The sequence below is a fragment of the Caballeronia jiangsuensis genome, from assembly GCF_046030135.1.
GTDB lineage: Bacteria > Pseudomonadota > Gammaproteobacteria > Burkholderiales > Burkholderiaceae > Caballeronia > Caballeronia jiangsuensis.
Map to the genome: position 1 here is coordinate 82,646 of NZ_JAQQDB010000016.1, position 23,775 is coordinate 106,420.

General features: G+C 63.0%; 26 protein-coding genes. 14 read left to right on the forward strand and 12 right to left on the reverse strand.

Annotation, left to right across the window (positions count from 1 at the left end; translation table 11 throughout):
- Positions 1-30 precede the first annotated feature (30 nt).
- The 3 genes from PQR08_RS18620 to PQR08_RS18630 are packed head-to-tail and all read right to left on the reverse strand — an operon-like array spanning position 31 to position 3,385.
- Positions 31-744, reverse strand: coding sequence for an ABC transporter ATP-binding protein (locus tag PQR08_RS18620; RefSeq protein ID WP_250484981.1), 714 nt, complete (start codon positions 742-744; stop codon positions 31-33).
- Positions 735-1,508 (reverse strand): ABC transporter ATP-binding protein, encoded by a 774-nt coding sequence (locus PQR08_RS18625; protein WP_250484942.1) that lies wholly within the window; start codon positions 1,506-1,508, stop codon positions 735-737. Before PQR08_RS18625 ends, PQR08_RS18620 begins: the two co-directional genes overlap by 10 nt.
- Positions 1,505-3,385 (reverse strand): ABC transporter permease, encoded by a 1,881-nt coding sequence (locus tag PQR08_RS18630; protein WP_250484944.1) that lies wholly within the window; start codon positions 3,383-3,385, stop codon positions 1,505-1,507. Before PQR08_RS18630 ends, PQR08_RS18625 begins: the two co-directional genes overlap by 4 nt.
- A gap of 540 nt (positions 3,386-3,925) precedes the next feature.
- Between PQR08_RS18630 and PQR08_RS18635 the strand changes: the two genes are divergently transcribed.
- Entirely contained in the window at positions 3,926-5,260 is a 1,335-nt protein-coding gene (locus PQR08_RS18635; protein WP_035507325.1) for a glutamine synthetase family protein, read from the forward strand.
- A 14-nt stretch (positions 5,261-5,274) separates the two neighbouring features.
- Positions 5,275-6,651, forward strand: coding sequence for an aspartate aminotransferase family protein (locus PQR08_RS18640; protein ID WP_250484946.1), 1,377 nt, complete (start codon positions 5,275-5,277; stop codon positions 6,649-6,651).
- Here the strand turns inward: PQR08_RS18640 and PQR08_RS18645 are convergent.
- Both PQR08_RS18645 and PQR08_RS18650 read right to left on the reverse strand, forming a co-directional pair.
- The gene (locus PQR08_RS18645; protein ID WP_250484948.1) at positions 6,635-7,531 is read right to left on the reverse strand and encodes a LysR family transcriptional regulator; all 897 of its coding nucleotides are present in this window, start codon (positions 7,529-7,531) and stop codon (positions 6,635-6,637) included. The genes PQR08_RS18640 and PQR08_RS18645 overlap by 17 nt on opposite strands.
- Positions 7,532-7,598: 67 nt before the next feature.
- Positions 7,599-8,552: a 2-hydroxyacid dehydrogenase gene (locus PQR08_RS18650; RefSeq protein WP_250484950.1), complete on the reverse strand. Its 954-nt coding sequence runs from the start codon at positions 8,550-8,552 to the stop codon at positions 7,599-7,601.
- 307 nt (positions 8,553-8,859) lie between these two features.
- Between PQR08_RS18650 and PQR08_RS18655 the strand changes: the two genes are divergently transcribed.
- A complete protein-coding gene (locus tag PQR08_RS18655; protein ID WP_250484951.1) occupies positions 8,860-10,248 on the forward strand; it encodes an MFS transporter in 1,389 nt (462 codons plus the stop codon).
- 134 nt (positions 10,249-10,382) lie between these two features.
- Positions 10,383-10,805: a YybH family protein gene (locus tag PQR08_RS18660; RefSeq protein ID WP_250484952.1), complete on the forward strand. Its 423-nt coding sequence runs from the start codon at positions 10,383-10,385 to the stop codon at positions 10,803-10,805.
- A gap of 25 nt (positions 10,806-10,830) precedes the next feature.
- On the opposite strand, the gene PQR08_RS18665 is transcribed toward PQR08_RS18660, so the two are convergent.
- Positions 10,831-11,466: a TetR/AcrR family transcriptional regulator gene (locus tag PQR08_RS18665; protein ID WP_250484953.1), complete on the reverse strand. Its 636-nt coding sequence runs from the start codon at positions 11,464-11,466 to the stop codon at positions 10,831-10,833.
- Between the two features lie 167 nt (positions 11,467-11,633).
- Here PQR08_RS18665 and PQR08_RS18670 point away from each other — a divergent pair, with 167 nt between their 5' ends.
- The 4 genes from PQR08_RS18670 to folE all read left to right on the forward strand — a co-directional run bounded on the left by PQR08_RS18670 (position 11,634) and on the right by folE (position 13,538).
- Positions 11,634-12,065, forward strand: a complete 432-nt coding sequence (locus tag PQR08_RS18670; protein ID WP_238213288.1) for a YybH family protein — start codon at positions 11,634-11,636, stop codon at positions 12,063-12,065.
- A gap of 15 nt (positions 12,066-12,080) precedes the next feature.
- Positions 12,081-12,524 (forward strand): VOC family protein, encoded by a 444-nt coding sequence (locus tag PQR08_RS18675; protein WP_035507307.1) that lies wholly within the window; start codon positions 12,081-12,083, stop codon positions 12,522-12,524.
- 77 nt (positions 12,525-12,601) lie between these two features.
- On the forward strand, positions 12,602-12,805 hold the full coding sequence (locus PQR08_RS18680) for a hypothetical protein (protein ID WP_035507304.1): 204 nt from the start codon (positions 12,602-12,604) through the stop codon (positions 12,803-12,805).
- A gap of 82 nt (positions 12,806-12,887) precedes the next feature.
- A complete protein-coding gene (gene folE, locus PQR08_RS18685; protein WP_250484954.1) occupies positions 12,888-13,538 on the forward strand; it encodes a GTP cyclohydrolase I FolE in 651 nt (216 codons plus the stop codon).
- A 57-nt stretch (positions 13,539-13,595) separates the two neighbouring features.
- Here folE and epsC read toward each other — a convergent pair whose 3' ends face one another.
- On the reverse strand, positions 13,596-14,597 hold the full coding sequence (gene epsC, locus PQR08_RS18690) for a serine O-acetyltransferase EpsC (RefSeq protein ID WP_408162085.1): 1,002 nt from the start codon (positions 14,595-14,597) through the stop codon (positions 13,596-13,598).
- 126 nt (positions 14,598-14,723) lie between these two features.
- Complete coding sequence (locus PQR08_RS18695) at positions 14,724-14,957, reverse strand: hypothetical protein (RefSeq protein WP_035507299.1); 234 nt, start codon at positions 14,955-14,957, stop codon at positions 14,724-14,726.
- 283 nt (positions 14,958-15,240) lie between these two features.
- Between PQR08_RS18695 and PQR08_RS18700 the strand changes: the two genes are divergently transcribed.
- Positions 15,241-15,864, forward strand: coding sequence for a DUF3005 domain-containing protein (locus PQR08_RS18700; protein ID WP_250484955.1), 624 nt, complete (start codon positions 15,241-15,243; stop codon positions 15,862-15,864).
- 66 nt (positions 15,865-15,930) lie between these two features.
- On the opposite strand, the gene PQR08_RS18705 is transcribed toward PQR08_RS18700, so the two are convergent.
- Complete coding sequence (locus PQR08_RS18705; protein ID WP_187607986.1) at positions 15,931-16,092, reverse strand: hypothetical protein; 162 nt, start codon at positions 16,090-16,092, stop codon at positions 15,931-15,933.
- A 169-nt stretch (positions 16,093-16,261) separates the two neighbouring features.
- Between PQR08_RS18705 and PQR08_RS18710 the strand changes: the two genes are divergently transcribed.
- The 3 genes from PQR08_RS18710 (at position 16,262) to PQR08_RS18720 (ending at position 17,929) form a co-directional block, all read left to right on the forward strand.
- A complete protein-coding gene (locus PQR08_RS18710; protein WP_187607987.1) occupies positions 16,262-16,717 on the forward strand; it encodes a hypothetical protein in 456 nt (151 codons plus the stop codon).
- Between the two features lie 100 nt (positions 16,718-16,817).
- Positions 16,818-17,420, forward strand: coding sequence for a short chain dehydrogenase (locus tag PQR08_RS18715; RefSeq protein WP_250484983.1), 603 nt, complete (start codon positions 16,818-16,820; stop codon positions 17,418-17,420).
- 83 nt (positions 17,421-17,503) lie between these two features.
- Positions 17,504-17,929 (forward strand): GNAT family N-acetyltransferase, encoded by a 426-nt coding sequence (locus tag PQR08_RS18720; protein ID WP_250484956.1) that lies wholly within the window; start codon positions 17,504-17,506, stop codon positions 17,927-17,929.
- Here the strand turns inward: PQR08_RS18720 and PQR08_RS18725 are convergent.
- From PQR08_RS18725 to PQR08_RS18735, 3 genes are all read right to left on the reverse strand, one after another.
- Entirely contained in the window at positions 17,926-18,864 is a 939-nt protein-coding gene (locus PQR08_RS18725) for an SMP-30/gluconolactonase/LRE family protein (RefSeq protein ID WP_250484957.1), read from the reverse strand. The two genes, PQR08_RS18720 and PQR08_RS18725, sit on opposite strands and share 4 nt — an antisense overlap.
- A gap of 56 nt (positions 18,865-18,920) precedes the next feature.
- Entirely contained in the window at positions 18,921-20,495 is a 1,575-nt protein-coding gene (locus tag PQR08_RS18730; RefSeq protein ID WP_250484958.1) for an aldehyde dehydrogenase (NADP(+)), read from the reverse strand.
- A gap of 169 nt (positions 20,496-20,664) precedes the next feature.
- Positions 20,665-22,194 (reverse strand): MFS transporter, encoded by a 1,530-nt coding sequence (locus PQR08_RS18735; RefSeq protein WP_250484959.1) that lies wholly within the window; start codon positions 22,192-22,194, stop codon positions 20,665-20,667.
- A 275-nt stretch (positions 22,195-22,469) separates the two neighbouring features.
- Between PQR08_RS18735 and PQR08_RS18740 the strand changes: the two genes are divergently transcribed.
- Positions 22,470-22,943 (forward strand): universal stress protein, encoded by a 474-nt coding sequence (locus PQR08_RS18740; protein WP_250484960.1) that lies wholly within the window; start codon positions 22,470-22,472, stop codon positions 22,941-22,943.
- 106 nt (positions 22,944-23,049) lie between these two features.
- Positions 23,050-23,769, forward strand: coding sequence for a helix-turn-helix domain-containing protein (locus tag PQR08_RS18745; RefSeq protein ID WP_250484961.1), 720 nt, complete (start codon positions 23,050-23,052; stop codon positions 23,767-23,769).
- Positions 23,770-23,775 lie beyond the last annotated feature (6 nt).

Here is a 23,775-nt window from a genome sequence, read left to right on the forward strand (position 1 = left end):
TTTTGTCCTCTCTGTTTGGATTCGTTTCGTTCATACGCCAAGGAACTCGCGGCGCGCGGCATCGTCGCGTGCGAATGCGTTCATCGCGCCTTCATGGCGTATCTGGCCTTTCTCCAGCACATACACGCGGTCGCTGACGAGTTCCGCGAAGTGCAGGTTCTGTTCCGACAGAAGAATCGCGAGTCCTTCGCGCTTCAGTTCGAGAATCATATCGGCCATCTGTTCGACGATCACGGGCGCAACACCTTCCGATGGCTCGTCGAGCAGCACGAGGCGCGGATTGCCCATCAATGTGCGCGATACGGTGAGCATCTGCTGCTCGCCGCCACTCATGCGGCTCGCGCGGCGCTCGCGCATTTCGCCGAGATTCGGGAATACGCGAAAGAGCTTGTCGGGCGTCCATAACGGCGCGTTCTCGCGCGGCGGCTGGCGGCCCGTGTCGAGATTCTCCATCACGGTGAGATCGCCGAACACGCGGCGATCTTCCGGCACATAACCCAAGCCCCTACGCGCGATGCGATACGGCGCCATGCCCGCGATGTTCTCGCCCATGAACGACACTGTGCCCGATGTGCGCGGCAAGAGTCCCATCACTGCTTTCATCGTCGTGGATTTACCCGCGCCGTTGCGGCCCATCAACGCGACCACTTCACCGCGGCCGACTTCGAAGCCGACGTCGAACAGGATCTGCGCGCGGCCATAGAACGCATTCAGCGCTTCGACTTTCAGAAGCGTCATGTCAATGCTCCCGCGCGCGGCGCGAACGATGCGCCCGTGCCGAGATAGACCTCGCGCACGCGTGCATCGTTGCGGATGGCTTCGGCGTCGCCCTGTGCGATGAGGCGGCCACGCGCAAGCACGATGAGCTTGTCCGCATGCGAGAACACCACGTCCATGCTGTGCTCCGTGAACAGCACGCCAATGTCGCGCTCTTTCGCGAGACGCGCGGTAAGCGCCATCAGTTCATTGCGTTCCTGCGGCGCCATGCCCGCGGTCGGTTCGTCCATCAACAAAAGCTTTGGATGATTCGCCAGCGCGATAGCCAGTTCGACACGCTTCACGTCGCCGTATGCGAGCACCGCGCAACTGCGCCGCGCGTGCGCCGTCATGCCGACGAGATCGAGCAAGGCCATCGCTTCATCTTCCCTGAACGACGCGGCGCGCCCGAAAAGACTGTAGATGCGCCGTTCGCGCGAGAGCAACGCCATCTGCACGTTTTCGAGCACGGTCATCGAATTGAAGGTCGCGGCGATCTGGAACGTGCGGCCCACGCCCCTGCGCCAGATATCGCGTGGACGCATGCCCGCGATGTCGTGGCCGTCGAAGCGGATCGCGCCCGCGCCCGGTTTGAGCTGGCCGTTGATCATGTTGAAGCACGTCGATTTGCCCGCGCCGTTCGGGCCGATCAGCGCGAGCAACTGCCCTCGTTCGAGATCGAACGACACGTCGTCGACGGCTTGCACGCCGTCGAACGACTTCGACAGATGCGCGATCGAGAGCAGCGTCATTGCGCCTCCCGGAAGAAGCGATCGCGCACGAAGCCCGCGATGCCTTGCGGAAACGCGATGACGAGCACGAGAATCGCGGCGCCGAGCAGCGCTTGCCAATAGTCGGTCTGACGCGCGACGGTATCCTGCAGCCACGTGAACACGCTCGCGCCGACGATAGGGCCGGCGAGCGTCTGGATGCCGCCGAGCAGGACCATCACGAGCCCATCGACGGAACGGCCCACGCTGATCGCTTCGGGCGAGATGTTGCCCTTCGAGAACGCGTATAGCGAGCCCGCGAGTCCGCATACGAGCGCGGCGATGACGAACACGGCCCATTGCACGCGCGCGACATCGATGCCGATCGCTTCGGCGCGCAAGGGCGAATCGCGACCCGCGCGCATCGCGAGGCCGAGCGGCGAGAAGAGCATGCGACGCAGCAGCCAGACGCCGATCACCGCGAACACGAGCGTGAGGTAGTAGAACGCGACAGGCGATGCAAGCCACGGCGACGGCCAGATACCCAGTATGCCGTTGCTGCCGCCCGTCACTGCATCCCATTGAAAGACGACGGACCAGACGATCTGCGCGAACGCGAGCGTGAGCATCGCCAGATAGACGCCCGACAGGCGCACGCAGAACCAGCCGAACACGATCGCGCCGATGCCCGCGATGAGCGGACCGAGCACGAGCGCGGCTTCCATCGGCAGCGCGAATACTTTGAGGAACAACGCCGCGCCGTATGCGCCGAGCCCGAAGTAAGCCGCGTGGCCGAACGAATGCATGCCGCCCGGTCCCATGATGAAGTGCAGGCTTGCCGCGAACAGCACCGCGATCATGATCTCGACGAACAGCACGGGCATGTACGGGAACGCATCGGCGGCGAGCGGCGCGAGTGCGAGCGCGATTCCCGCGACAGCCGCGGCGATCTTCATGTTGCGCGTGGCGGGACGCAAGGGCCGGTCGGCGGGCGCGGCGGAACGTGCGATCGTCTGCGCACGGCCGAAGAGTCCCCACGGACGCAGCACGAGCACGACGGCCATCACGACGAACTCCGCGACGAGCGTGAACTTCGACAAAGAAAAGTCGATGCCCGCGATCGACACATGCCCGATGCCGATGCACATCGCCTTGATCTCCGCGATCAACAGCGCCGCGACGAACGCGCCCGGAATCGAACCCATGCCGCCGACCACGACGACAACGAACGCATTGCCGATGGTTTCGATATCCAGCGACAGATTCGCCGACATGCGCGGCACCTGAAGCGCGCCGCCGAGTCCCGCGAGCAATGCGCCCACGAAGAACACGCCGGTGAAGAGCCACGCCTGATTGACGCCGAGCGCGCCGAGCATTTCACGATCCGCGCTCGCCGCGCGCACGAGCGTGCCCCAGCGCGTGCGCGTGAGCGCATACCAGAGCGCGAGCAGCACCAGTGGCCCGATGACGATCAACGCGAGATCGTAAGCGGGCAACGCATGGCCGAGCATCTGCACGGCCCCCTCCAGATGCGGCGCGCGCGGGCCGAACAGATCCTCCGGTCCCCACACATAGAGCGCCGCATCGCGAATGATCAGGACCAGCGCGAACGTCGCCAGCAGATGAAACAGCTCGGGCGCGCGGTAGATGCGCCTCAGCACGCTCACTTCGATCGCCGCGCCGATTGCGCCGACGACGAGCGCCGCGCCGATCATCGACGCCCAGAAGCCCGCGACGCTCTCGCCGAAGCGGCTCGTGAGGCTATACGCGACATACACGCCGAGCATATAGAGCGAGCCATGCGCGAAGTTGACGATGCGCGTGACGCCGAAGATCAGCGACAGACCCGACGCGACGAGAAAGAGCGCGCAGGCGTCGGCGAGGCCGTTGACGAGTTGGACGAGCAGGTTGGCGAGCATCGGGCTCAGTGAAGGTATCGGCTGAAAGAGCCGACATTATCGATGAATTGAGCAACATGCTCCCTGCCCGCCGAAATGACCACGGCGCGCGGCCGCTGGAAAAAACGTATTGACGGCGTTTATGGCTTGTATATGCTCATTGAAGGGCAATTGTCGGTTTCCGCAATCGCTCTGCCAATCCACTCGCCAAACGAGTCTTATCGTGAGAGTCCAAAGCCCTCTGGCACGTCGGAGCCGCGGCTCCTGCGCCGATCGCTGCGGCAAGCTTCCCGATCGCCGCTTCCATTCGGTTCTGACCGTCCTCTCCCGCCGCTGCGTGCGGCGTCGCAACGCCATTTCCGCGCGCGCGTTCATCGCCGTGCATTGCGTCGGTGCGGCTTCATTGCTGCCGTAGCGCCTCTTCCGTTTTCCCTTTCCTGACTGACTGGTCCGCGCGCGTGCGTCCGCACGCGTGAATGCGCGCGCCTTCCTTACTTGCGCCTTTGCGATGCATCGCGAAGGCCGTGGAAGCATGCGCGCCTTTAAAACACGAGAACGAAAATGGAACGCATCGACGAATTCCTTCGCAAACATCACATCACCGAAGTTGAAGCGATCATTCCCGACATGGCGGGCACCGCGCGCGGCAAGATCATTCCGCGCAGCAAGTTCGAGTCGGGCGAATCGATGCGCCTGCCGCAAGCCGTGATGATCCAGACGGTCACGGGCGACTATCCCGTCGATGGCAGCTTCACCGGCGTCACCGATCCCGACATGGTGTGCGTGCCCGATCCCGCGACGATCCGCCTGATTCCGTGGGCCACCGATCCCACGGCGCAGGTCATCCACGATTGCGTGCATTTCGACGGCACGCCCGTCGCGATTTCGCCGCGACGCGTGTTGAGACAAGTGCTGCAGAAGTTCGCCGCGAAAGGCTGGCGTCCTGTCGTCGGGCCCGAGCTGGAGTTCTTTCTCGTCGATATGAATCGCGATCCCGATCTGCCCTTGCAGCCGCCCGTCGGCAGAACCGGCCGCGCGGAAACGGGACGACAGGCGTATTCGATCGATGCAGTGAACGAGTTCGATCCGCTCTTCGAAGACATCTACGAGTATTGCGAGGTGCAGGAGCTCGAAGTGGACACGCTGATTCACGAAGTCGGCGCTGCGCAGATGGAAATCAACTTCATGCACGGCGACGCGCTCAATCTCGCGGATCGCGTGTTTCTCTTCAAGCGCACGGTGCGCGAAGCGGCGCTGCGTCACAAGATGTACGCGACCTTCATGGCGAAGCCGATGGAGAACGAGCCGGGATCGGCGATGCACGTTCATCAGAGCGTCATCGATGAAGAGACCGGCCGCAATCTCTTCACGAATCGCGACGGCGAACCTACGGGCCTGTTCCATAGCTACATTGCGGGCCTGCAGAAATATACGCCCGCGTTGATGCCGATCTTCGCGCCGTACATCAATTCGTATCGCAGGCTATCGCGCTTCATGGCCGCGCCGATCAACGTGCAATGGGGCTACGACAACCGCACCGTGGGCTTTCGCGTGCCGCATGCGTCGCCGCAGGCGCGGCGCATCGAGAATCGCATACCGGGCGTTGATTGCAATCCCTATCTCGCGATCGCGGCGACGCTGGCCGCGGGTTATCTCGGCATGACGCAGCATCTGGAGCCGACCGAGCCGCTCGCGAGCGATGGCTATCGCCAGCCGTATCAGTTACCGCGCAATCTCGATGAAGGTCTCACGCTGATGGGTGCATGCGAGCCGCTTGCCGACATGTTCGGCGAGAAGTTCGTGCGCGCCTACCTGGCGCTGAAGGAAACCGAATACGAGGCGTTCTTCCGCGTGATCAGCTCGTGGGAACGCAAACATCTTCTGCTGCACGTTTAAACGGAGACGACGACATGAACGATCGATTCGATTCGACGGCGCATTACCGCGCGCTCGATGCCGCGCATCATCTGCATCCTTTCTCCGATATGGGCGAGCTCAATCGCGCGGGCAGCCGCGTGATCGTGAAGGCCGAGGGCGTGTATCTCCAGGACTCGGAAGGTAATCGCATCATCGATGGCATGGCGGGATTGTGGTGTGTGAACGTCGGTTATGGACGCCGCGAACTCGCCGATGCCGCGCTCAAACAGATGCACGAACTGCCCTTCTACAACACCTTCTTCAAGACGACGCATCCGCCGGTGATCGAGTTGTCCGCGCTGCTCGCGGAGATCGCGCCCGCGAAGTTCAATCGCTTTCTCTATTGCAGCAGCGGCTCGGAAGCCAACGACACGGCGTTACGCGCGGTGCATCGTTATTGGGCCGTGCAAGGCCGGCCGGCGAAACGCTATGTCATCGCCCGCACGAACGCGTATCACGGCTCGACCATCGCCGGCGCGACGCTCGGCGGCATGAGCTACATGCACGAGCAGATGCCATCGAAGATGGAGCATGTCGCGCATATCGATCAGCCGTATTGGTTCGGCGAAGGCGGCGCGATGGATGCAGAAGCATTCGGCGTCGCACGTGCGCGTCAGCTCGAAGAAAAGATTGTCGAGCTAGGCGCTGAAAACGTCGCGGCGTTCATCGGCGAGCCGTTCCAGGGCGCGGGCGGCGTCATCTTTCCGCCATCGAGCTATTGGCCGGAAATCGAACGCATCTGCCGCAAGCATGATGTGCTGCTGATCGCCGATGAAGTGATCGGCGGATTCGGGCGCACGGGCGAATGGTTCGCGCACGAGCACTTCGGTTTCGAGCCCGACCTCATCACGATGGCCAAAGGCCTGACAAGCGGCTATGTGCCTATGGGCGCGGTCGCGTTGTCGGATCGCATCGCGGATGCGATCGTGAATAGCGGCGAGTTCAATCACGGATTCACGTATTCGGGGCATCCGGTAGCGGCCGCGGTTGCGGTGGCCAATCTGAAGCTGTTGAGGGACGAAGGCATCGTCGCGCGCGTCAAGCACGATGCAGGTCCGTATTTCCAGAAGCGTTTGCGTGATGCGCTGGGCGATCATCCTATCGTCGGCGAAATTGCGGGCGCGGGACTCGTCGCAGGCATTCAGCTTGCCGAAGATCACGCGACGAGGAAGCGCTTTTCGAACGGCGACGATATCGGCACGATATGCCGCGACTTTTGTTTCGCAGGCAATCTCGTGATGCGCGCGAGTCACGATCGCATGTTGTTGTCGCCACCGCTCGTCATCACGCATGACGAAATAGACGAGATCGTCGACAAGGCCAAAGCCGCCATCGACGCAACCGCGCATCAGATCAGGAACGCCGCTTAGCGAAGTATTCCGCCGCCATGTGCCTGAAAGCCGTGACGGCGGGATTGTCCTGATCGGAACGCCATGCCATGCTCATTTCGGCCTGCACGGTATTGCCGGCAATATCCCTGAACTCGACATTGTCGTAATGAAATCGCCGCGATGACGCCGGCAGGATCGAAACGCCGAGCCCCGCGCGAACGAGCGACAGAATGGTCGGCGTCTGATCGATGTATTGCGTGAAATGCGGCTTCACTTCATCGGCAACGAGCATGCTCACGATGCGATCGTGGAAGTATTTGCCGTGCGTCGGCGAGTGCATGATGAACGCCTGCTCGTGCAACTGCGCAAGTTCGAGTCGATCGAAGCGGCACAGCGCGTGTCCTGCCGGCAGCGCGACGATCATCGGCTCGCGGTCGACGAGAAGGAACTCCACTTTCTGCCGCGACGGTAGCGGCCGCATGAAGCCGAGATCGATTGCGTTCGCCTCGAAAGCTTCGATCTGCGCGACGGAAATCATTTCGAGCAGTACGACATCGATATCCGGCAGATCGTGCTTCGCCGCGACGAGCAATTCGGGTATCAACTCATAACCCGCGGCGCCCGTGAAGCCGATGCGCACACGTCCGGTCTTGCCCTTGTTCGCGCGCCGCACGGTGCTTTCGGCCTGCTCGGCCAGATTGAGCAGGCGCGCCGCATCCGCGAGAAACACGCGCCCTTCCGTGGTCAGCCTGACCGTGCGGCCAACGCGCTCGAACAGCTTCACGCCCAGATTCTCTTCGAGAAGATGAATCTGCCTGGAAAGCGGCGGCTGCGTCATGTTGAGCAAAGCGGCCGCGCGCCTGAAGTTCAGCTCCGTCGCGGCCGCAACGAAGCAACGCACTTGTCCGAGATCGAGCATTCGTAATCGACGTTGAAGTGATAGCCGATCATTATATGTTCGCCCCGGACGGGTTCATGCGCGTGCATCAGGTCGTGAGACTGCCTTCCGGACGCTGACCCGCGAGACCCTGCGCGAGACTCGCGAGCACCATCTCGCCCATCGCAGTACGCGATTCCACCGTCGCGCTCGCGCGATGCGCCTGCAGCACGACGCGATCCATATCGAACAATTCAGCCGGCACGTTCGGTTCATCGACGAACACATCGAGGCCCGCGCCCGCGATCGCGCCACGCGACAGCGCTTCGACGAGATCGCTTTCCACCACGAGTTTGCCGCGCGCGATGTTGATGAGATAACCGTCCTTGCCCAATGCATCGAGCACGGCGGCATTCACGATGCCTTTGGCCTTGTCGGCCGCGGCGGCGAGCACGAGAATGTCGCTTTCGCGCGCGAGCGAAAGCAGATCCGGCACGAAGCGATATTCGACATCGTCCATCTGGCGCATATCGGTATAAGCAATTGGGCAGTTGAACGCGGCTGCGCGCTGCGCGATCGCGCGGCCCACCTTGCCGAGACCCACGATCCCCACGCGCTTGCCGCTGAAACGGCGCGACAGCGGAATCGCGCTCGGGCTCGGGTTCTTCACCCATTGGCCCGTCTTCACGAAATCGTTGCCGGGGCAAATCTCGCGCAGCGCGGTCAGGATCAAACCGATCGCGAGATCGGCGACATCCTCGGTCAACGCGCCGAACGTGCCCGTCACCGGAAGGCCGCGCGAGCGTGCGAATTCGAGATCGACCGCATCGGTGCCGACGCCGTTCACCGCGATCACCTGCAACGCGGGCAAGCGCTCGATGAGATCGTTCGAGATGCCCGTATGCCCGCCGGTGATCACGCCGCGAATCGATGCGCCGTGCTCGCGGATATACGCGTCCTTATCCTCTTGTTCGAAGAGGCGATGCATCGTGTAGAGCGCATCCAGCTTGTCGTTGATGGCGGGTACGAGGATCGGGTTCAATTGCAGAATGCTCGGCTTCAATTCGCGTGCTCCGTGGTGTTCGTTTCCGATGTGGAGCGGATGATGTCGGCTTTTACCGGAGACGTCCAATCCCAAAAGGCTATCAATTGATCCACGAATCGATCGATTCAATCCGGGAATCAGGTAATAGCAATAAAAGATTGGACGCTATTGCGCACCCTCTCCACAATTCGAAGCATCAGAAGGCATATCGACAATAAAGCCTTGAAAATGAAATCGGAGACAACAGCGTGAGCCTGCGCCCTACCCGCATTGCATCGATTCGCCTCCTTCAAGTCGCAGCGCAAGCAGGAAGGGAGGCATCGTGATGAATAACGCCGACGGCATCATTGCTCCTTCGAAGGCCGAACCTGTCGCGGAGAAGCGCACGAAGCACCGCTGGGTCGTGATGGGACTGATCTTCTGCATCTGGGCGATCGCGTGTGCGGATCGCGCCAACTTCGGCATCGCGTTGCCGTATCTGAAGAAGGAATATCACATCACCAACACGCAGGCCGGTCTGATCGTGAGCCTGTTCTCGTTCGCGTATGGCTTCGTGCAGATTCCCGTCGGACTGCTTTTTAAGCGGCTCAGCGACAGGACCACTGGCTTGCTGTTCTCGGTCTTTATGATCCTCACTTCCGTGTTCACGGGATTGATGGGCACCACGTCGTCGGTCATTCTGCTGATGACGTATCGCGTAGGGCTCGGTCTATCGGAAGGGCCGCTCGGCATCGGCTGCACGAACGTCATCAATCGCTGGTTCCCCTCGAAGGAAAAAGGCACGGCCACGGGCTTGTGGATCGCGGCATCGAAACTCGGACCGCTGATCGTGCCTTCGGTATGCATCATCGTGATTCAGTTGTGGGGATGGCGCGAGATCTTCTATGTGTTCGCGGTGCCGGGCATTCTGCTCGCGGTGGTGTGGATGTTCTTCGTCACCAACTCGCCGGGCGAAAACCGCTTTTGCTCGCCCGCCGAACGCCGCTATATCGCCGATGAAACGACCGTCGGCGGCAACGACGGCAAGTCGCTGTCCCGCGCGCACATGACGCCGATGCCCCGGCTCGACGTGATCAATCGCACGAAGCGCGTGCCGCAGCTCGAAACGATTCGTCAGGTGTTCGGCTCGTGGAATATCTTCGGCATCGCGCTCGGTTATGGCTGCATGATCGGCATCAGCAATATCTTTATCTCGTGGATTCCCACTTATCTCGTCACGGTGAAGGGCTTTGCTTCGGTAAAGATGGGCTTTCTCGCATCGGCGCCGTTCATCGGCGCGGTGACGGGCAACATGCTCGGCGGCATCATCTCGGACCGCCTGCTCGGCGGCCGCCGCAAGCCGATGATGATGCTCGGCGCACTCGGCACGATGATCATGACCTTCCTGCTCATCGATGCACCCGACAGCGTCGCGTACCTCGGCGCAGCGCTGATGCTGGCGGGCCTCATGCTCGGCATCGGCTTCGCGGGTTACTCCGCATATCCGATGGGCCTCGCGACCAAAGCCACGTATCCGACGGCCTTCGGCATCGTGAACTCGCTGGGTCAGATCGGTGGCGCGTGCGCGCCGCTGGCGGTCGGCATGCTGCTCGACAGCTATAGCTGGACCGCGGTCTTCCTGTACATGGTCGGAACGGCGGCGCTGTGCCTGTTGTTGCTCTTCAGCGTGGTCGAGCCGATAGCCGATGAGAGCCGGCCGGCGAAGTCGAAATAAGCAGGTGAATCGCGCCGCCCGATGCGGCGCGTTCCTTTTTCAGCGAACGCAAAATTCATCGTTTCACGAAAGCCTCTCCTCATTCGCGCGCGACCCCGGCATAGTGACAGCTTCATCGAAACCGGGAGGTTAGCGTGACCAGATTAAACGAAGCCGTACAGTCGGCACAACAGATCGAAGCCGTGCTGAAGGCATGGGCCAAAGCCGCGGCAACGAAAGACGCGCGCAACATGAGGCCGTTCTACGCGGACGATGTTGTCGTGTTCGATATCTTTCCACCGCTCGCTCACCAGGGCGCCGAGGGGCATTGCGCCGTCTGGCAAGGCTGGTTCGACAAGCTCGATGGACCGATTTCGTTCGAACTCGAGAACGCCGTCATGCAGGTGAACGGCGATCTCGGCACGGTGTTCTGCGTCACCCGGATCAATACCGGGCAAACGCATGATCTCGTCAGAACCACGCTGGTCCTGTCGAAGACCGACGAAGACTGGCTGATCAGTCACGTCCATACTTCGGTGCCGCTTCCCGTGGAACTGGTGCCTCCGGTAACGCACTGAAGCAACGTCCCGCGCGACACATGCTTCAAAGCCCGCTTTCGACCATATCGAGCAGGCGCCCGGCAAGCGGCTCGATCTGCGCGCGTTTCAACCCCTGCAACGGGCCTTCGATCACGAGCAGCGCGAAACCATGCACGGCGCTCCACGCGAGATATTCCGCTTCTGGCCTGCGCGTCGCTTCGAGCGCGCCCGCATCCACCATCTCGTCCAGCGCGCGGCTGAGCAACTCAAACGGATCGAGTCCGCTCGGCCCCGCGCCATACGTCCCGTCATGCTCTGCCCATTCCGCTTGCGGCGCCACGAAGGCCGTGCGGAAGAGCCCCGTTTCCGTCTGCGCAAAGCGCAGATAACCTGTTCCGATAGCCCGCAATCCCGCGCGTGCCGCATCGGCGCGGCGACGCTTTCTCGGGCGCGCCGCCAGTTCCTCTTCCATCGCCTGCGCGACGAACGACAGCGCCGCAGAGCGCACCGCCGATAGCAATTCCTGACGGCTCTCGAAGTGACGATAGGCCGCATTCGGAACCACGCCCGCGCGACGTGTCGCCTCACGCAGCACGATCGCATCCGGCCCGCCTTCGCGCGCCAGCTCGATGCCCGCATCAATCAGCGCGCGTCGCAAATCCCCATGCCGGTAGGTGCTGCGCGGCTTGCCATTTGTCATTTCGATTCGTCGGGCTTTCCATATGTGGACACTGTCCATTATCTCTGCTACTTTTTGTGGACGGTGTACACAACGCAAAAAATAATTCCGTGTCGGTGCTTGCCGTTGCTTTGTCACGACGCGGCGGCATCGTGTGCAATGCGGACCGTCATACGAAGGAGGCAGCCATGACAAACCAGAACGATCGTGCGCATGCGAATGAAGATGTCGCGCGTATTCGCGAACTGATCGAAGCGTGGCGGCAGGCCGTGCTCGCGAAAGACGTCGATGCGCTCGTCAGCCATTACGCGCCGGATGTCGTCGTGTTCGATGTCGTGCCGCCCGCGTCTATTCGAGGCGTCGAGCACTATCGCGAGAACTGGCGGCGCTGGTTCGACAGCATGAAAGGCCCGCTCGCGTTCGAGATGCGGGAAGTGGAAGTCGCCGCGAGCGGCGATCTGGCTTATGCGCACACCGTCAACCGCGTCGCCGTGGGCGAGCAGGAAGACATCGTGCGCGCCACCGTGTGCTTCAGGAAGATCGACGGCGACTGGCGTGTCGTGCATGAACACGCATCGGTGCCGCTCGTGATGGATATGGACCCTGACGAGAAGTCATAAACCCAAGGAGCAGACATGCAAGTGCAACCCTATTTGTTTTTCGAAGGCCGCTGCGAAGAAGCGATTACGTTCTATCGCGAGAACCTGGGCGCGCAAGTCGTCATGATGATGCGCTACAGCGAAAACCCGGAAGCCGGCAAGGCTGAAACGGCCAGCGGCTGCGGCATTCCGCCGGGATCGGAAAACAAGATCATGCACTCGGCCTTCACCGTCGGCGATTCCATGCTGATGGGTTCCGACGGCATGTGCAGCGGCAAGCCGGAGTTCAAGGGCGTATCGCTCTCGCTCACGGTCGACGACGAACAGCAGGCGGAAAAATACTTCAACGCGCTCGCCAACGGCGGGCAGGTGCAGATGCCGCTGACGCAAACGTTCTTCGCCAAGCGCTTCGGCATGGTGGCCGACAAGTTCGGCATTTCGTGGATGGTGCTCGGCGGCGTCGAAGGCAAGCCGGCGTGATCTTGCAGTACGTCCAATAGCCGCCTGGAACGCGTCTTGCGCGCCTTTCATCGCATCAATTCGAAAGGAGCAGCGACATGAGCAATTACGCCGGACGTTCTCAGGAAGACCGCATCGCGCAGCGCAAGGGCAAGCAGCAAACCTCGCAGGAACAGCCGGGCGGGCCTATGGCCGAGCCCGGCACGCAACCCGACAAGGATCACAGCAGCGGCCAGTTGTCAGAGGAAGGCAAGCAGGCATGGCGCACGGGTTCGGGTATCGATGGCGGCGGAAAAACCTGACACGCATATCGATCTTCGGAAACGTGGAACAATGGCGGGGTGCCATATGCACTAATTGCATCTTGACTGACAGGAGCTTTCGATGAGCGCCCCGCGCAAAAACCATCTTTCAGGCTCGGACATGCCCGCTGACACAGCCGATCGTCCGACCCGCGAGGAAGCCGAAGCCGCCGTGCGTGTTCTGTTGCGCTGGGCCGGCGACGACCCGAGGCGCGAAGGTCTGCTCGATACACCGGGCCGTGTCGTGCGTGCATATGAAGAGTTCTTTGCAGGCTATACGCAAAATCCGCACGAAATTCTCGCGCGCACGTTTTCCGAAGTGCAAGGCTATGACGAGATGATCGTCCTCAAGGACATTCGTTTCGAAAGTTATTGCGAACACCATATGGTGCCGATCATCGGCCGCGCGCATGTCGCGTATCTTCCGAACAAGCGCGTCGTCGGCATTTCGAAGCTCGCGCGTCTCGTCGATGCTTTCGCCAAGCGTCTGCAGATTCAGGAGAAGATGACCGCGCAGATCGCGGATACGCTGAACGAGGTGCTGCAGCCGCTCGGCGTCGGCGTCATTCTCGAGGCCGCGCATCAATGCATGTCGACGCGCGGCGTGCACAAGGCGGGCGTTTCGATGGTCACGTCGCGCATGCTCGGTTCGTTCCGCGACGATCCCTCTACGCGCCGCGAATTTCTTTCCATCGTCAGCGATCAGAACGCGTTCAGCGTATCGAACACGTAACGGCCATCGCAAACACGCGCACGCAAAAAGAAAGGGCCTCGCGGCCCTTTCGTCGTTTCATGCGCCGAATCCGTTGCCCGGCGCATCGGGCCCGCTGCCCTCGCGAATCTTGCCCTGCGACACGTTGCTGCCCGGCGGCACGCTGTGCGTGAGCCACACATTGCCGCCGATGACCGAACCTTTGCCGATGGTCACGCGGCCGAGAATGGTTGCGCCCGCGTAAATCACGACATCGTCCTCGACGACCGGATGCCGCGCGTTGCCTTTGACGAGAGAGCCATCGCTCATCGAAGGAAAGCTCTTCGCGCCGAGCGTCACCGCCTGATAGACGCGCACATGCTGGCCGATCACCGCGGTCTCGCCGATCACCACGCCCGTGCCGTGATCGATGAAGAAACTCGGCCCGATGGTCGCGCCCGGATGAATGTCGATGCCCGTCAATGAATGCGCAATCTCGTTGATGAAGCGCGCGAGCAGCGGCACGCCGAGCTTGTGCAACGCGTGCGCGAGACGATGATGCGTCATCGCCCAGATGCCCGGATAGCACAGCAGAATCTCGGTGATGTGCTGCGCGGCCGGATCGCCCGTGAACGCGGCCTGGATATCGCTGACCAGCAACGCGCGAATCTGCGGCAACTGCGAGCCGAATTCACGCGCGATCGCGAAGGCATGCGCGGAAAGATCGGCATCGCTCGTATCGCGATGCTCGGGCAGGAAGCGCAGCGCGCGGCGAATCTGCTCGTGCAGCAGACGCAAGTTACTTTCGAGCGTCTGGCCGACGTAGTAATCGACGCTTTCGTCGGTCAGATCGGGCGCGCCGTAATGCGTGGGAAAGAGCGCCGAGCGCAAGCCGTTCACGATTTTGACGATCGCGTCGCGTGAAGGCAGCTCACGTATGCCGAGCGGATGCCGCGTGCGATGCAGTTCTTCGCGCGACTGGCGCAAGTCCGCGACGATCTGCGCGAGGCCCCACTCGTGAGGCGTGTCGCGTGCGGTGTCGCGGGATGTTTCGATGGGCGGTAGGGTGCCGGGCGTGGGCGTGTTCTGCATGTCGGCCATGAAGCAAGAGAAACGGCCGCCGCGCTCGTGCACGACGGATGAAACGTCAAGGGTAACCCGTTTTGGAGAAGCCTGCCGCCCGGCGGCTCGCGCGCCGGTGGTCCCGCTGTTTCATCCGGACATCGCTCACACTGTCACGTTGCTTGCGTCGATCCAGCGCACGGCCCAGTCGCGCGCGTGCGCGATGGCATCGCCCTCGCTGCGAAATCGCAGGTCCGATGGGAAGAAGCGGTTCGCGACGAGTTCGCCATCGCTCGATCGCGAGATCACCACATACGGCTGATAGCTGCCATCTCCGGCCCGGGCGGGCGCGCAGTTTAGAAGGTAGCCTCGATGTGAGAAGGCTGCATCGTGTTGCATGAGTCACCTGTGTGAAAGTGCCCTGCTCGTTCGAATCGCATTGCTCTTCTTCGACGGCAACGAGACGCGCCCTCCTGATTGCTCGCATCTCTTTCTGTTGCGCTTTGCCGCCGACAGGTTCCAAATAATACTTGCAGGAAATCGGCTTGGGGTCGAAAAAAAAGCCTGAAATTTTGGGTATCCGATAAGGCGCCCTCCGGCAAGGCTCGCGGTTCCGTCGCCAAATAGCCGGAACGAGTCTTGCGTGCGGGCTTGGTCAATTCAGGTCCAACGGAGCAATGCGATGAGCAACGATGAATCGAACCAGACGCAGCAGACGCAGGACAAGCAGAAGGATCAGATCGCCGATAGCCCGATCAAAACGCCCGCCGCGGAAACGGCTCACGTGAAGATGAGCGACGCGATGAAGGCCGCCTCGGGCGGCGAAGCGCATGCGGGCGCAGGCGCTGCCGTGAAAGCGGAAACGACGAAGGAAGGCATGCATGTCGGTCCGCAAGGTCTTTATGAAAAGCCACCGCGCGGTGTCGATGTCGCGAACGACGACGGACCCGATGACACCGTCGATGCCGACGCGAAGAGCATCCACGCGCGGCGCGAGGCGGAGATGCTCGCACGCGAGCCGGACTCGGTCATCAACTCGAATGCGACGCCGGTGAACTACGTGCCCGAACCGGGCGACGGCCTCGGTGGCTTCGACAGCCGTCCTGGACGCAATGGTGTCTTGCTTGCGCTCGAACGCGGCTATCGCCTGATCGATCGCGGCATGGTCGCGCCGACTGTGCCCGAGGTTGAAGACAAGTTCCGCTTCGAAGGCCGCGATCCGCATGGCCACACCTTGCGCGGACGCAAGCACTATGCGCTCAATCACATGCGGCCTTCCCGGCTGTTCGAACTCGAGCGTGGCTGAAGACACCGTTCATTCATAAGCAAAGAGCCGCATGGAATATGCGGCTCTTTCTGCCTTCAGTTGCGTTCAGCGTTCCTGCTTTTTGTTTTTCTCTTCATCATCGGATTCGATGCGCGTCACGCCGCCCGTCGCGGGCGGATCGCTTGCGGGAAAAGTGTCTTCGACAGCCTTGTCCAGATCGTCTTCGTCACGTTCCGAATGAGGACGTTGTTCCTTTACGTTGTTCATCGCGCTCTCCTGTGGTCGTTAAGTCGTCAATATGATGGGAAGCAATACGTGTTCCCCGGAGCAGGCACGGCGTATGCGCAGTGACACGGCCAACGAAGCGCCGCATCGCAGCAAATGCGATCCCGGCCGACAAGACGACCGCCCGGAATCGACAAAGGGGAAAGACCAGATGACGACGATCCACGCCTACGACGCCTGTCCGCCGGAATCCGAGGAACCGGCGCAGCTTCAGACGACGACCCGCCACACCGTGACGCCCGAGCAGCGCTTCACATCCGCGATCGCGTGCCTCGGCGCGGCCTACGCGCTCTCCTGGGCGGAGTTCGCGCTGACGCTCGCCATCGGCCTTCCGGGCGACGCGTCGAGCCATCCGCTCGCGGCATCGGTCGCTTCGCGCGTGCTGGTCGGCTTGCTTTACGTGTGCGTCGCGTCGCGGCTGCAATGGGCGCGCTGGCTCGCCGTCGCCCTCGGTTTCGCTTCGGTCGCGCTCGTGGCGCCCACGCTCGCGCTGCAATGGCACGTGTTTCCGGCGGCTGCGTTCGTCAGCGGCGCGGGACTCGTCTGCAAGTTCGCGGCATCGCTATATCTTCTTTCGCCGATGCCCGCGCGCCTCGCTACTCGATAGCCATTCGAAACCCACGCTTTGCAATCCTTGAAGCGGACGCGCCTTTTTCGCGCGTCCGCTCGCTCGCACAATGCAAAGTTCATCAACCGTTGCGAGCCCAATCATGAAAATCGCTGTCATCGGTGCAACCGGCACGGTCGGCCGGGCGATCGCCGCCGAACTCAAAGCCCGTCACGAAGTCTTCGAAATCGGTGCGACGCGCGGTGCGCATCGCGTCGATCTGCTCGATCTCGCCAGCATCAAGCGGCTCTTCGATGAAATCGGCCGTGTCGATGCGATCGTCGCGGCAGCCGGTCACGTGCATTTCGGCCCGCTGGTGAAGATGACGCCCGAGCAGTTCCGCCTCGGCCTCAACGACAAGCTGATGGGCCAGGTCAATCTCGTGCTCACCGCGCGCGATTTTCTGAACGACGGCGGCTCGTTCACGCTGACGAGCGGCATCGTCGGCGCGGCGCCGATCCGCGAAGGCGCGAGCGCGGCGGCCGTCAACGGCGCGATCGAAGGCTTCGTGCGCGGCGCGGCGATCGAACTGCCGCGCGGCCTGCGCATCAACGTAGTGAGCCCGACGATGCTCGAAGAAGCCCGCGAAAGCTTCGGTCCGTATTTCCGCGGCTTCGAGGCGGCGAGCGGCGCGCGCGTGGCGCTGGCGTACAGCCGCAGCGTCGAGGGCGCGGAGACCGGACGCATCTACAACGTGCACTGACACTGACAGGCGCGAAGTGTGCATGGAGCACGGCGCGTCGATCGCTTATGCTCGGCGCTTCATGAAGATCATGGAGCGATGCGATGCAGTGGACCCGGGACGAGTATCGGCTCAGCACGGACATCGATGAATTCGACTTCGATGTCGTGCACCGCTATCTGAGCGAAGTGGCGTATTGGTCGCCGGGCATCGCGCGCGAGAAGGTCGAGCGCGCCGCGCGCCATTCACTCGCGTTCGGTCTCTTTCGCGGCAGCGCGCAGATCGGCTACGCGCGCATGATCACCGACACCGCGACCTTCGCCTATCTCGCCGACGTCTTCGTGCTGCCCGAGCATCAGGGCGCGGGCCTCGGCAAATGGATGATGCAATGCGTGATGGCGCATCCCGACCTGCAAGGGTTGCGCCGCATGATGCTCGTCACATCCGACGCGCACGGGCTCTACGCGCGGCACGGGTTCACCGCGAGCAGGCATCCCGAGCGCATCATGGAAAAGATCGCGAAGGCCTAGCCGCCCTTCACGCCCTGCGTGTTGACATAGAGCGAATAAAGCCCGTGGCTCGCCGCCATGAACAGGCGATTCCGATGCCGCCCGCCGAAGCACACGTTCGCGCAGCGCTCCGGCAAATCGATATGGCCGATCGCCTCGCCTTGCGCGGTGAACACGCGCACGCCGTCGAGTTCGGCGTCGCCCATGCCCCAGCCGCACCACAGGTTGCCGTGAATGTCGACGCGAAAGCCATCGGGCGTGCCCGCTTCCGCATCGATCAGAGCACGCGGCTCGCCGAGTCTGCGGCCGCCGTCGAGTACGTCGAACGCGTAGATCTTGCGCGGTATCGCACGCGATTCGACGACGTACAGCACCGACTCGTCCGGTGAGAACGCGAGGCCGTTCGGGCCGATGAAGGCATCGATCATCATCGTGATTTCGCCGCTTTGGCCATCGACGCGATACACGCACGGCTTGAGCTGCGCTTCGTTTTTCTCGCCTTCGTAGAAGCCGTCGATACCGAAGGTCGGATCGGTGAACCAGATCGAGCCGTCCGACTTCACGACGACATCGTTCGGCGAATTGAACGGCTTGCCGTCGTAGCTGTCCGCGATCACGGTGATGGAGCCGTCGTATTCGGTGCGCGTCACGCGCCGCGCCAGATGCTCGCAGGTGACGAGCCGCCCTTCGCGATCACGCGTGTTGCCGTTCGCGTTGTTCGACGGCTTGCGAAACACGCCGACCTGACCGCTCTCCTCGTCCCATCGCAGGATGCGGTTGTTCGGGATATCGCTCCAGAGTAGATAGCGGCCGTCGCCGAACCAGACCGGCCCTTCGGACCAGCGCGCGCCCTGATAAAGACATTCCACCGACGCCGATGCGATGCGCAATGCGTTGAAACGCGGGTCCAGCACACGCACGGCGGGGTCGGGGTAACGGCGCGAGTCGCTTGTCATGTGGGCTTATCTCCTTTGATGGGTTTTCTGAAAGCGCATTCTATTCACCACACGGATCAATAAGGCCCAAGTTGCCCGTCCCGCAATCGCCAGAGCAACAGCGGATTGTCGTCCGCGAGCGCCTGCGGTAACAGCGCCGCCGGCAGATCCTGATAACACACCGGCCGCAGGAACCGCTCGATCGCCATCGCGCCGACCGACGTCGAGCGGCTGTCGGAGGTCGCCGGATAAGGCCCGCCGTGCACCATCGCGTAAGAAACCTCGACGCCCGTCGGAAAGCCGTTCGCGAGAATCCGCCCGGCCTTGCGTTCGAGTACCGGCAAGAGCCGTCGCGCGAGTTCGACGTCGTCCTTCTCCATCAGGAGCGTCGCGGTCAGCTGACCTTCGAGACTGCGCGCGACGAGAATCATCTCGTCCTCGTCGCCGCACACGACGATCACCGAAGTCGGCCCGAAAATCTCTTCCGCCAGTTGCGGCTTCGCGAGAAATTCCTCCGCGCTCACGCGATACAGCGCCGGCAGCGCGCCGCTCGACGCCTCGCTCTTCTCGCCCGTCGCGATGCGCTTCGCGGCCGCATCGCGATGCTTGACGCCGTCCTGGTACGCGGCCGCGATGCCCGCCGTCAGCATCGTCTGCGTGCCCTTCTTTTCGAGCGCTGTCGCGGCGTTGTCGATGAAGTCATCGAGATCCGAATCCGCGAGGCCGATCACGAGGCCCGGATTCGTGCAGAACTGGCCGACGCCCAGCGTGACCGAATCGACATACGCCGCCGCCAGCGTGTCGCCGCGCGCCGCCAGCGCGCCCGGCAGCGCAAACACCGGGTTGATGCTGCTCATCTCGGCGAAAACCGGGATCGGCACGGGCCGCTTCGCCGCGATATCGACGAGCGCCAGCCCGCCGCGCCGCGAGCCGGTGAAGCCGACCGCCTGGATCGCCGGATGCGCGACGAGCGCCTCGCCGATCGCATTGCCCGCGCCGACGACGAGCGAAAACGTGCCCTCGGGCAAGCCGCTGTCCGCGACCGCCTTCTGCACCGCGCGTCCGACGAGCTCGGAGGTGCCCAGATGCGCCGGATGCGATTTCACGACGACGGGACACCCCGCCGCGAACGCCGACGCGGCGTCGCCGCCCGCCACCGAAAACGCCAGCGGAAAGTTGCTCGCGCCGAACACCGCGACCGGCCCGACGGGAATCTTTTGTAAACGCAGGTCGGAACGCGGCAGCGGTTTTCTGTCCGGCTGCGCGGAATCGAGCGTGGCCGCGAGCCATCGGCCCTCGCGCACGAGCGACGCGAACAGGCGCAATTGCCCCACCGTGCGGGCGCGCTCGCCTTCGAGGCGCGCCTTCGGCAGCGCGGATTCGGCCATCGCGCGCTCGATCAGCGTGTCGCCGAGCGCGATGATGTTGTCCGCGATCGCTTCGAGAAACTGCGCGCGCGTTTCGAGCGGCGCGTGGCGATAGTCGTCGAAAGCGGCTTCGGCGAGCTCGCACGCACGCGCGACTTCCGCCGCGCCGCCGCCGCCGAACGCGGGCTCCAGATCGGCATTGCGCGCGGGGTCGAACGCGCGGAGCGTGGCGTCGGTGCCCCGCACGGCCGATGCGCCGATCAGCATCTCTCCGGTGATCTTCATGTCAGCTCCTCATCTCTGTTGGCGGTGGGCGGCAGACGCGTCGCGCGGCCGCCCGCTAAAGCGAGTGACCCGCGGCCCGCGCAAGCGTTCCGCGCGAGGCATTGAAAACCGGTCCGTCCGGCGACGCAGAAACTATAGGCGCGACCAACCACATATCAAAGATTGCGCTTCAGGACTTCGCCACCGGCGTCGCGTGCTTTTTGAACGTGATGTGCGCGATGCGCCGCACCAGAAGCGCCGCCACGAGCGCCGCGACCGCCGTCAGCATCACGCCGATGTGGATCGACTGCACGAGCGCGTCGCGGGCGGCGTCGAGGAGCGCGGGCGCATCGAGGCCGGCGGCGTTCAGTCCGGCGAGGATGCGCTCGCGCAACGCTTCGTCGACGAGAATGCGCGGGTCGGCGAGGCGCGGCAGCCATTGCTCCGACGCCGACGCGCCCAGCACGCTGACCGTGCGCTCCACGACGCTCGCATAGTGATGCGCGACGATCGTCCCGACGATGCTCGTGCCCATCATCCCGCCGACCATGCGCGTCGATTGCAGCAGCGCCGTCGTGATGCCGAAGCGCTCGCGGCCCGCGATCTCCTGCCCGAAGATGTTCATGTTGTTCAGGATGAAGCCCAGGCCGATGCCGGTCGCGGCCATCGGCAGTGCGATCCACAGATGCGGCGTCGATTCGCGCGCGAACGCCAGCGCGACCGACGCGAACAGCAGCAGCGTGAAGCCGATCGAGAGAATGTTCACCGGCTTGCGCATATGAATGACGATGCGCGTATTGATGAAGCTGCCGAGCGCGATGCACGCGGCGATCGGCGTCGCGAGCAGACCCGCGGCCTGCGGCGAAAGGCCGAAGCCGCCCTGCAGCAGGAGCGGCGCGAAGAAGATCAGCGAGAACATCACGAAGCCCGCCAGGAACGACAGCGTGAACAGCGTGTTGAGCTGCGCGTCGCGGAAGATGTCGAGCGGGATGATCGGATGCGTCGCGCGCCGCTCGCAGATCAGGAGCGCCACGGCGCACACCGCCACGCCGGCGCCGAGCGCGATATTGGCCGTCGTGAGACCGTCCTTCGGCAACGCCTCGATCAGCGCCTGGAAGCCGCCGAGCACCAGCGCGACGAGCGCCGCGCCCGTCCAGTCGATCTTCACGTCGCCCGCCCGCGGCCGGTGCAGGTTCGGCAGATGCGCCCAGATGAAGTACAGCGCCGCCGCGCCGACCGGCAGATTCACGAGAAAGGTCGAGCGCCAGCCCCAGTGCTGGCTCATCCAGCCGCCGAGCGACGGCCCCGCCGCCGTGCCGATGCCGTACGCCGCCGCGAGCACCACCTGCCAGCGCACGCGGGTGCGCGGATCGGGGAACAGATCGGGAATCGACGCGAACGCGGTGCCGACCATCATCCCGCCGCCGATGCCTTGCAGCCCGCGCGCGAGCACGAGGAACAGCATGCTGGGCGCGAGCCCGCACAGCACCGACGCGATCGTGAACGTGATCACCGCCGCGAGCACGAAGCGCTTGCGCCCGAAGTAATCGCCGAGCCGCCCGAACACCGGCACCGTCACGACCGACGCGAGCAGATAGGCGCTCGCGATCCACGCGTAGAACTCGAAGCCGTGCAGCTCCGCGACGATCGACGGCAGCGCGGTGCTGACCACCGTCTGATCGAGTGCGACGAGCATGTTGACGAGGCCGATGCCAAGCATCGCGTAGAGCGCGGTTCTGAACGGTAAGGCGGATGCGGATGGCGTTGGAGTCACGGTCGGGCGGGCGGCTTGCGAAGTGCTGGAAAAAGATCGCGCCCGCGGATTTTTAAGCAGGCGCTGATGTCGAAGAACCACGAATTGTACGGCCTGCCTTGCGCGATATCGACTTATCGCAAAAAAGCGGCGCGGCGGTGCGAAGCCCGCGCTCTATGATGCAAAGGCATGAAAGTCAGCGCGTGCCGTGCGCCAATCGATCGTTCCATGGGGAAACCGTCATGTTCAAACGCATTTTCGTCGCCATCGACGGCAGCCGGACTTCCGAGCGCGCCTTCGCGGCCGCGCTCGATCTCGCCGTCACGCATCAGGCGATCGTGCAGCCGTATTACGTCGTCGAAGCCGGACCGATGTATTTCGACGTGCCCGGCTACGATCCGTCCTCGCTGCATACGAGTCTGATGGACCAAGGCGCGTCGCTCGCGCGCGAAGCCGCCGATCAGATGAAGGCGCGCGGCGTGACCGGCGAAGTCGTGACGGTCGAGGCGACCGCGAGCGACGATGTCGCCACGCTCATCACCCAAGCGGCAAACGCCTTCAACGCCGATCTGCTCATCATGGGCACGCATGGCCGCAAAGGCTTTCAGCGCCTGATTCTCGGTAGCGTCGCGGAGCGATGTCTTCGTCAGGCGACATTGCCAGTGTTGCTGATTCCGTCGGCGGCGAGCGAGCTACACGAAAAAGCAACCACATAAGGTAAAAAAGTTTGACGGATATCCCGGCCGCGTCAATTTTTCACGTAGCCGGGCTGGAGGCCTATGGGACAATCGTTTTGTCATTCATCAACAAAACGAAGCCCAAATGACCGCCTTGTCCGACACTTCCCGCGCGCGGCGCAATTCGACGCATTGCTCGACCTGTGCGATGCGGCATCTCTGCATGCCCGAAGGCCTCTGCGCCAACGACATCGCCAAGCTGGAGAACATCATCTCCGTGACGCGCAAGGTCAGGCGCGGCGACGCGCTCTTTCGCGCCGGCGACCGCTTCGATTCCCTGTTCGCCGTGCGTTCCGGGTCGATCAAGACAGTCATCACGCACGACGGCGGGCGCGAACAGGTCACGGGACTTCTGCTCGCGGGCGACGCGCTCGGCTTCGAAGGCATCGAGGAAGGCGAGCACACGTGCGCCGCGATCGCGCTGGAAGACAGTTCGGTCTGCGTCGTGCCCTATTCGCTCTTCGAGCGCATGTGCCGCGAAACCGACGCGCTGCAACGGCGCCTGCATCGCATGATGAGCCACGCGGTGAACCGCGAGGCGAATCACGTCGTGCGGCTCGGCATGTTGCGGGCGGATGAGCGTGTCGCGCGGCTCTTGCTCGACCTGTCGTCGCGGTTGTCGAAGCGCGGATATGCGTCGTCGGAATTCACGCTGCGCATGACGCGCGACGACATGGGCAGCTATCTCGGCATGACGCTCGAAACAGTCAGCCGCACGCTGTCGCGCTTCGACAAGGCGGGCTTCATCGAGACGCAGGGCAAGTTCATCCGCATCCGCGACTTCGACGCCCTGCGCGCCGTCTGACGGAAC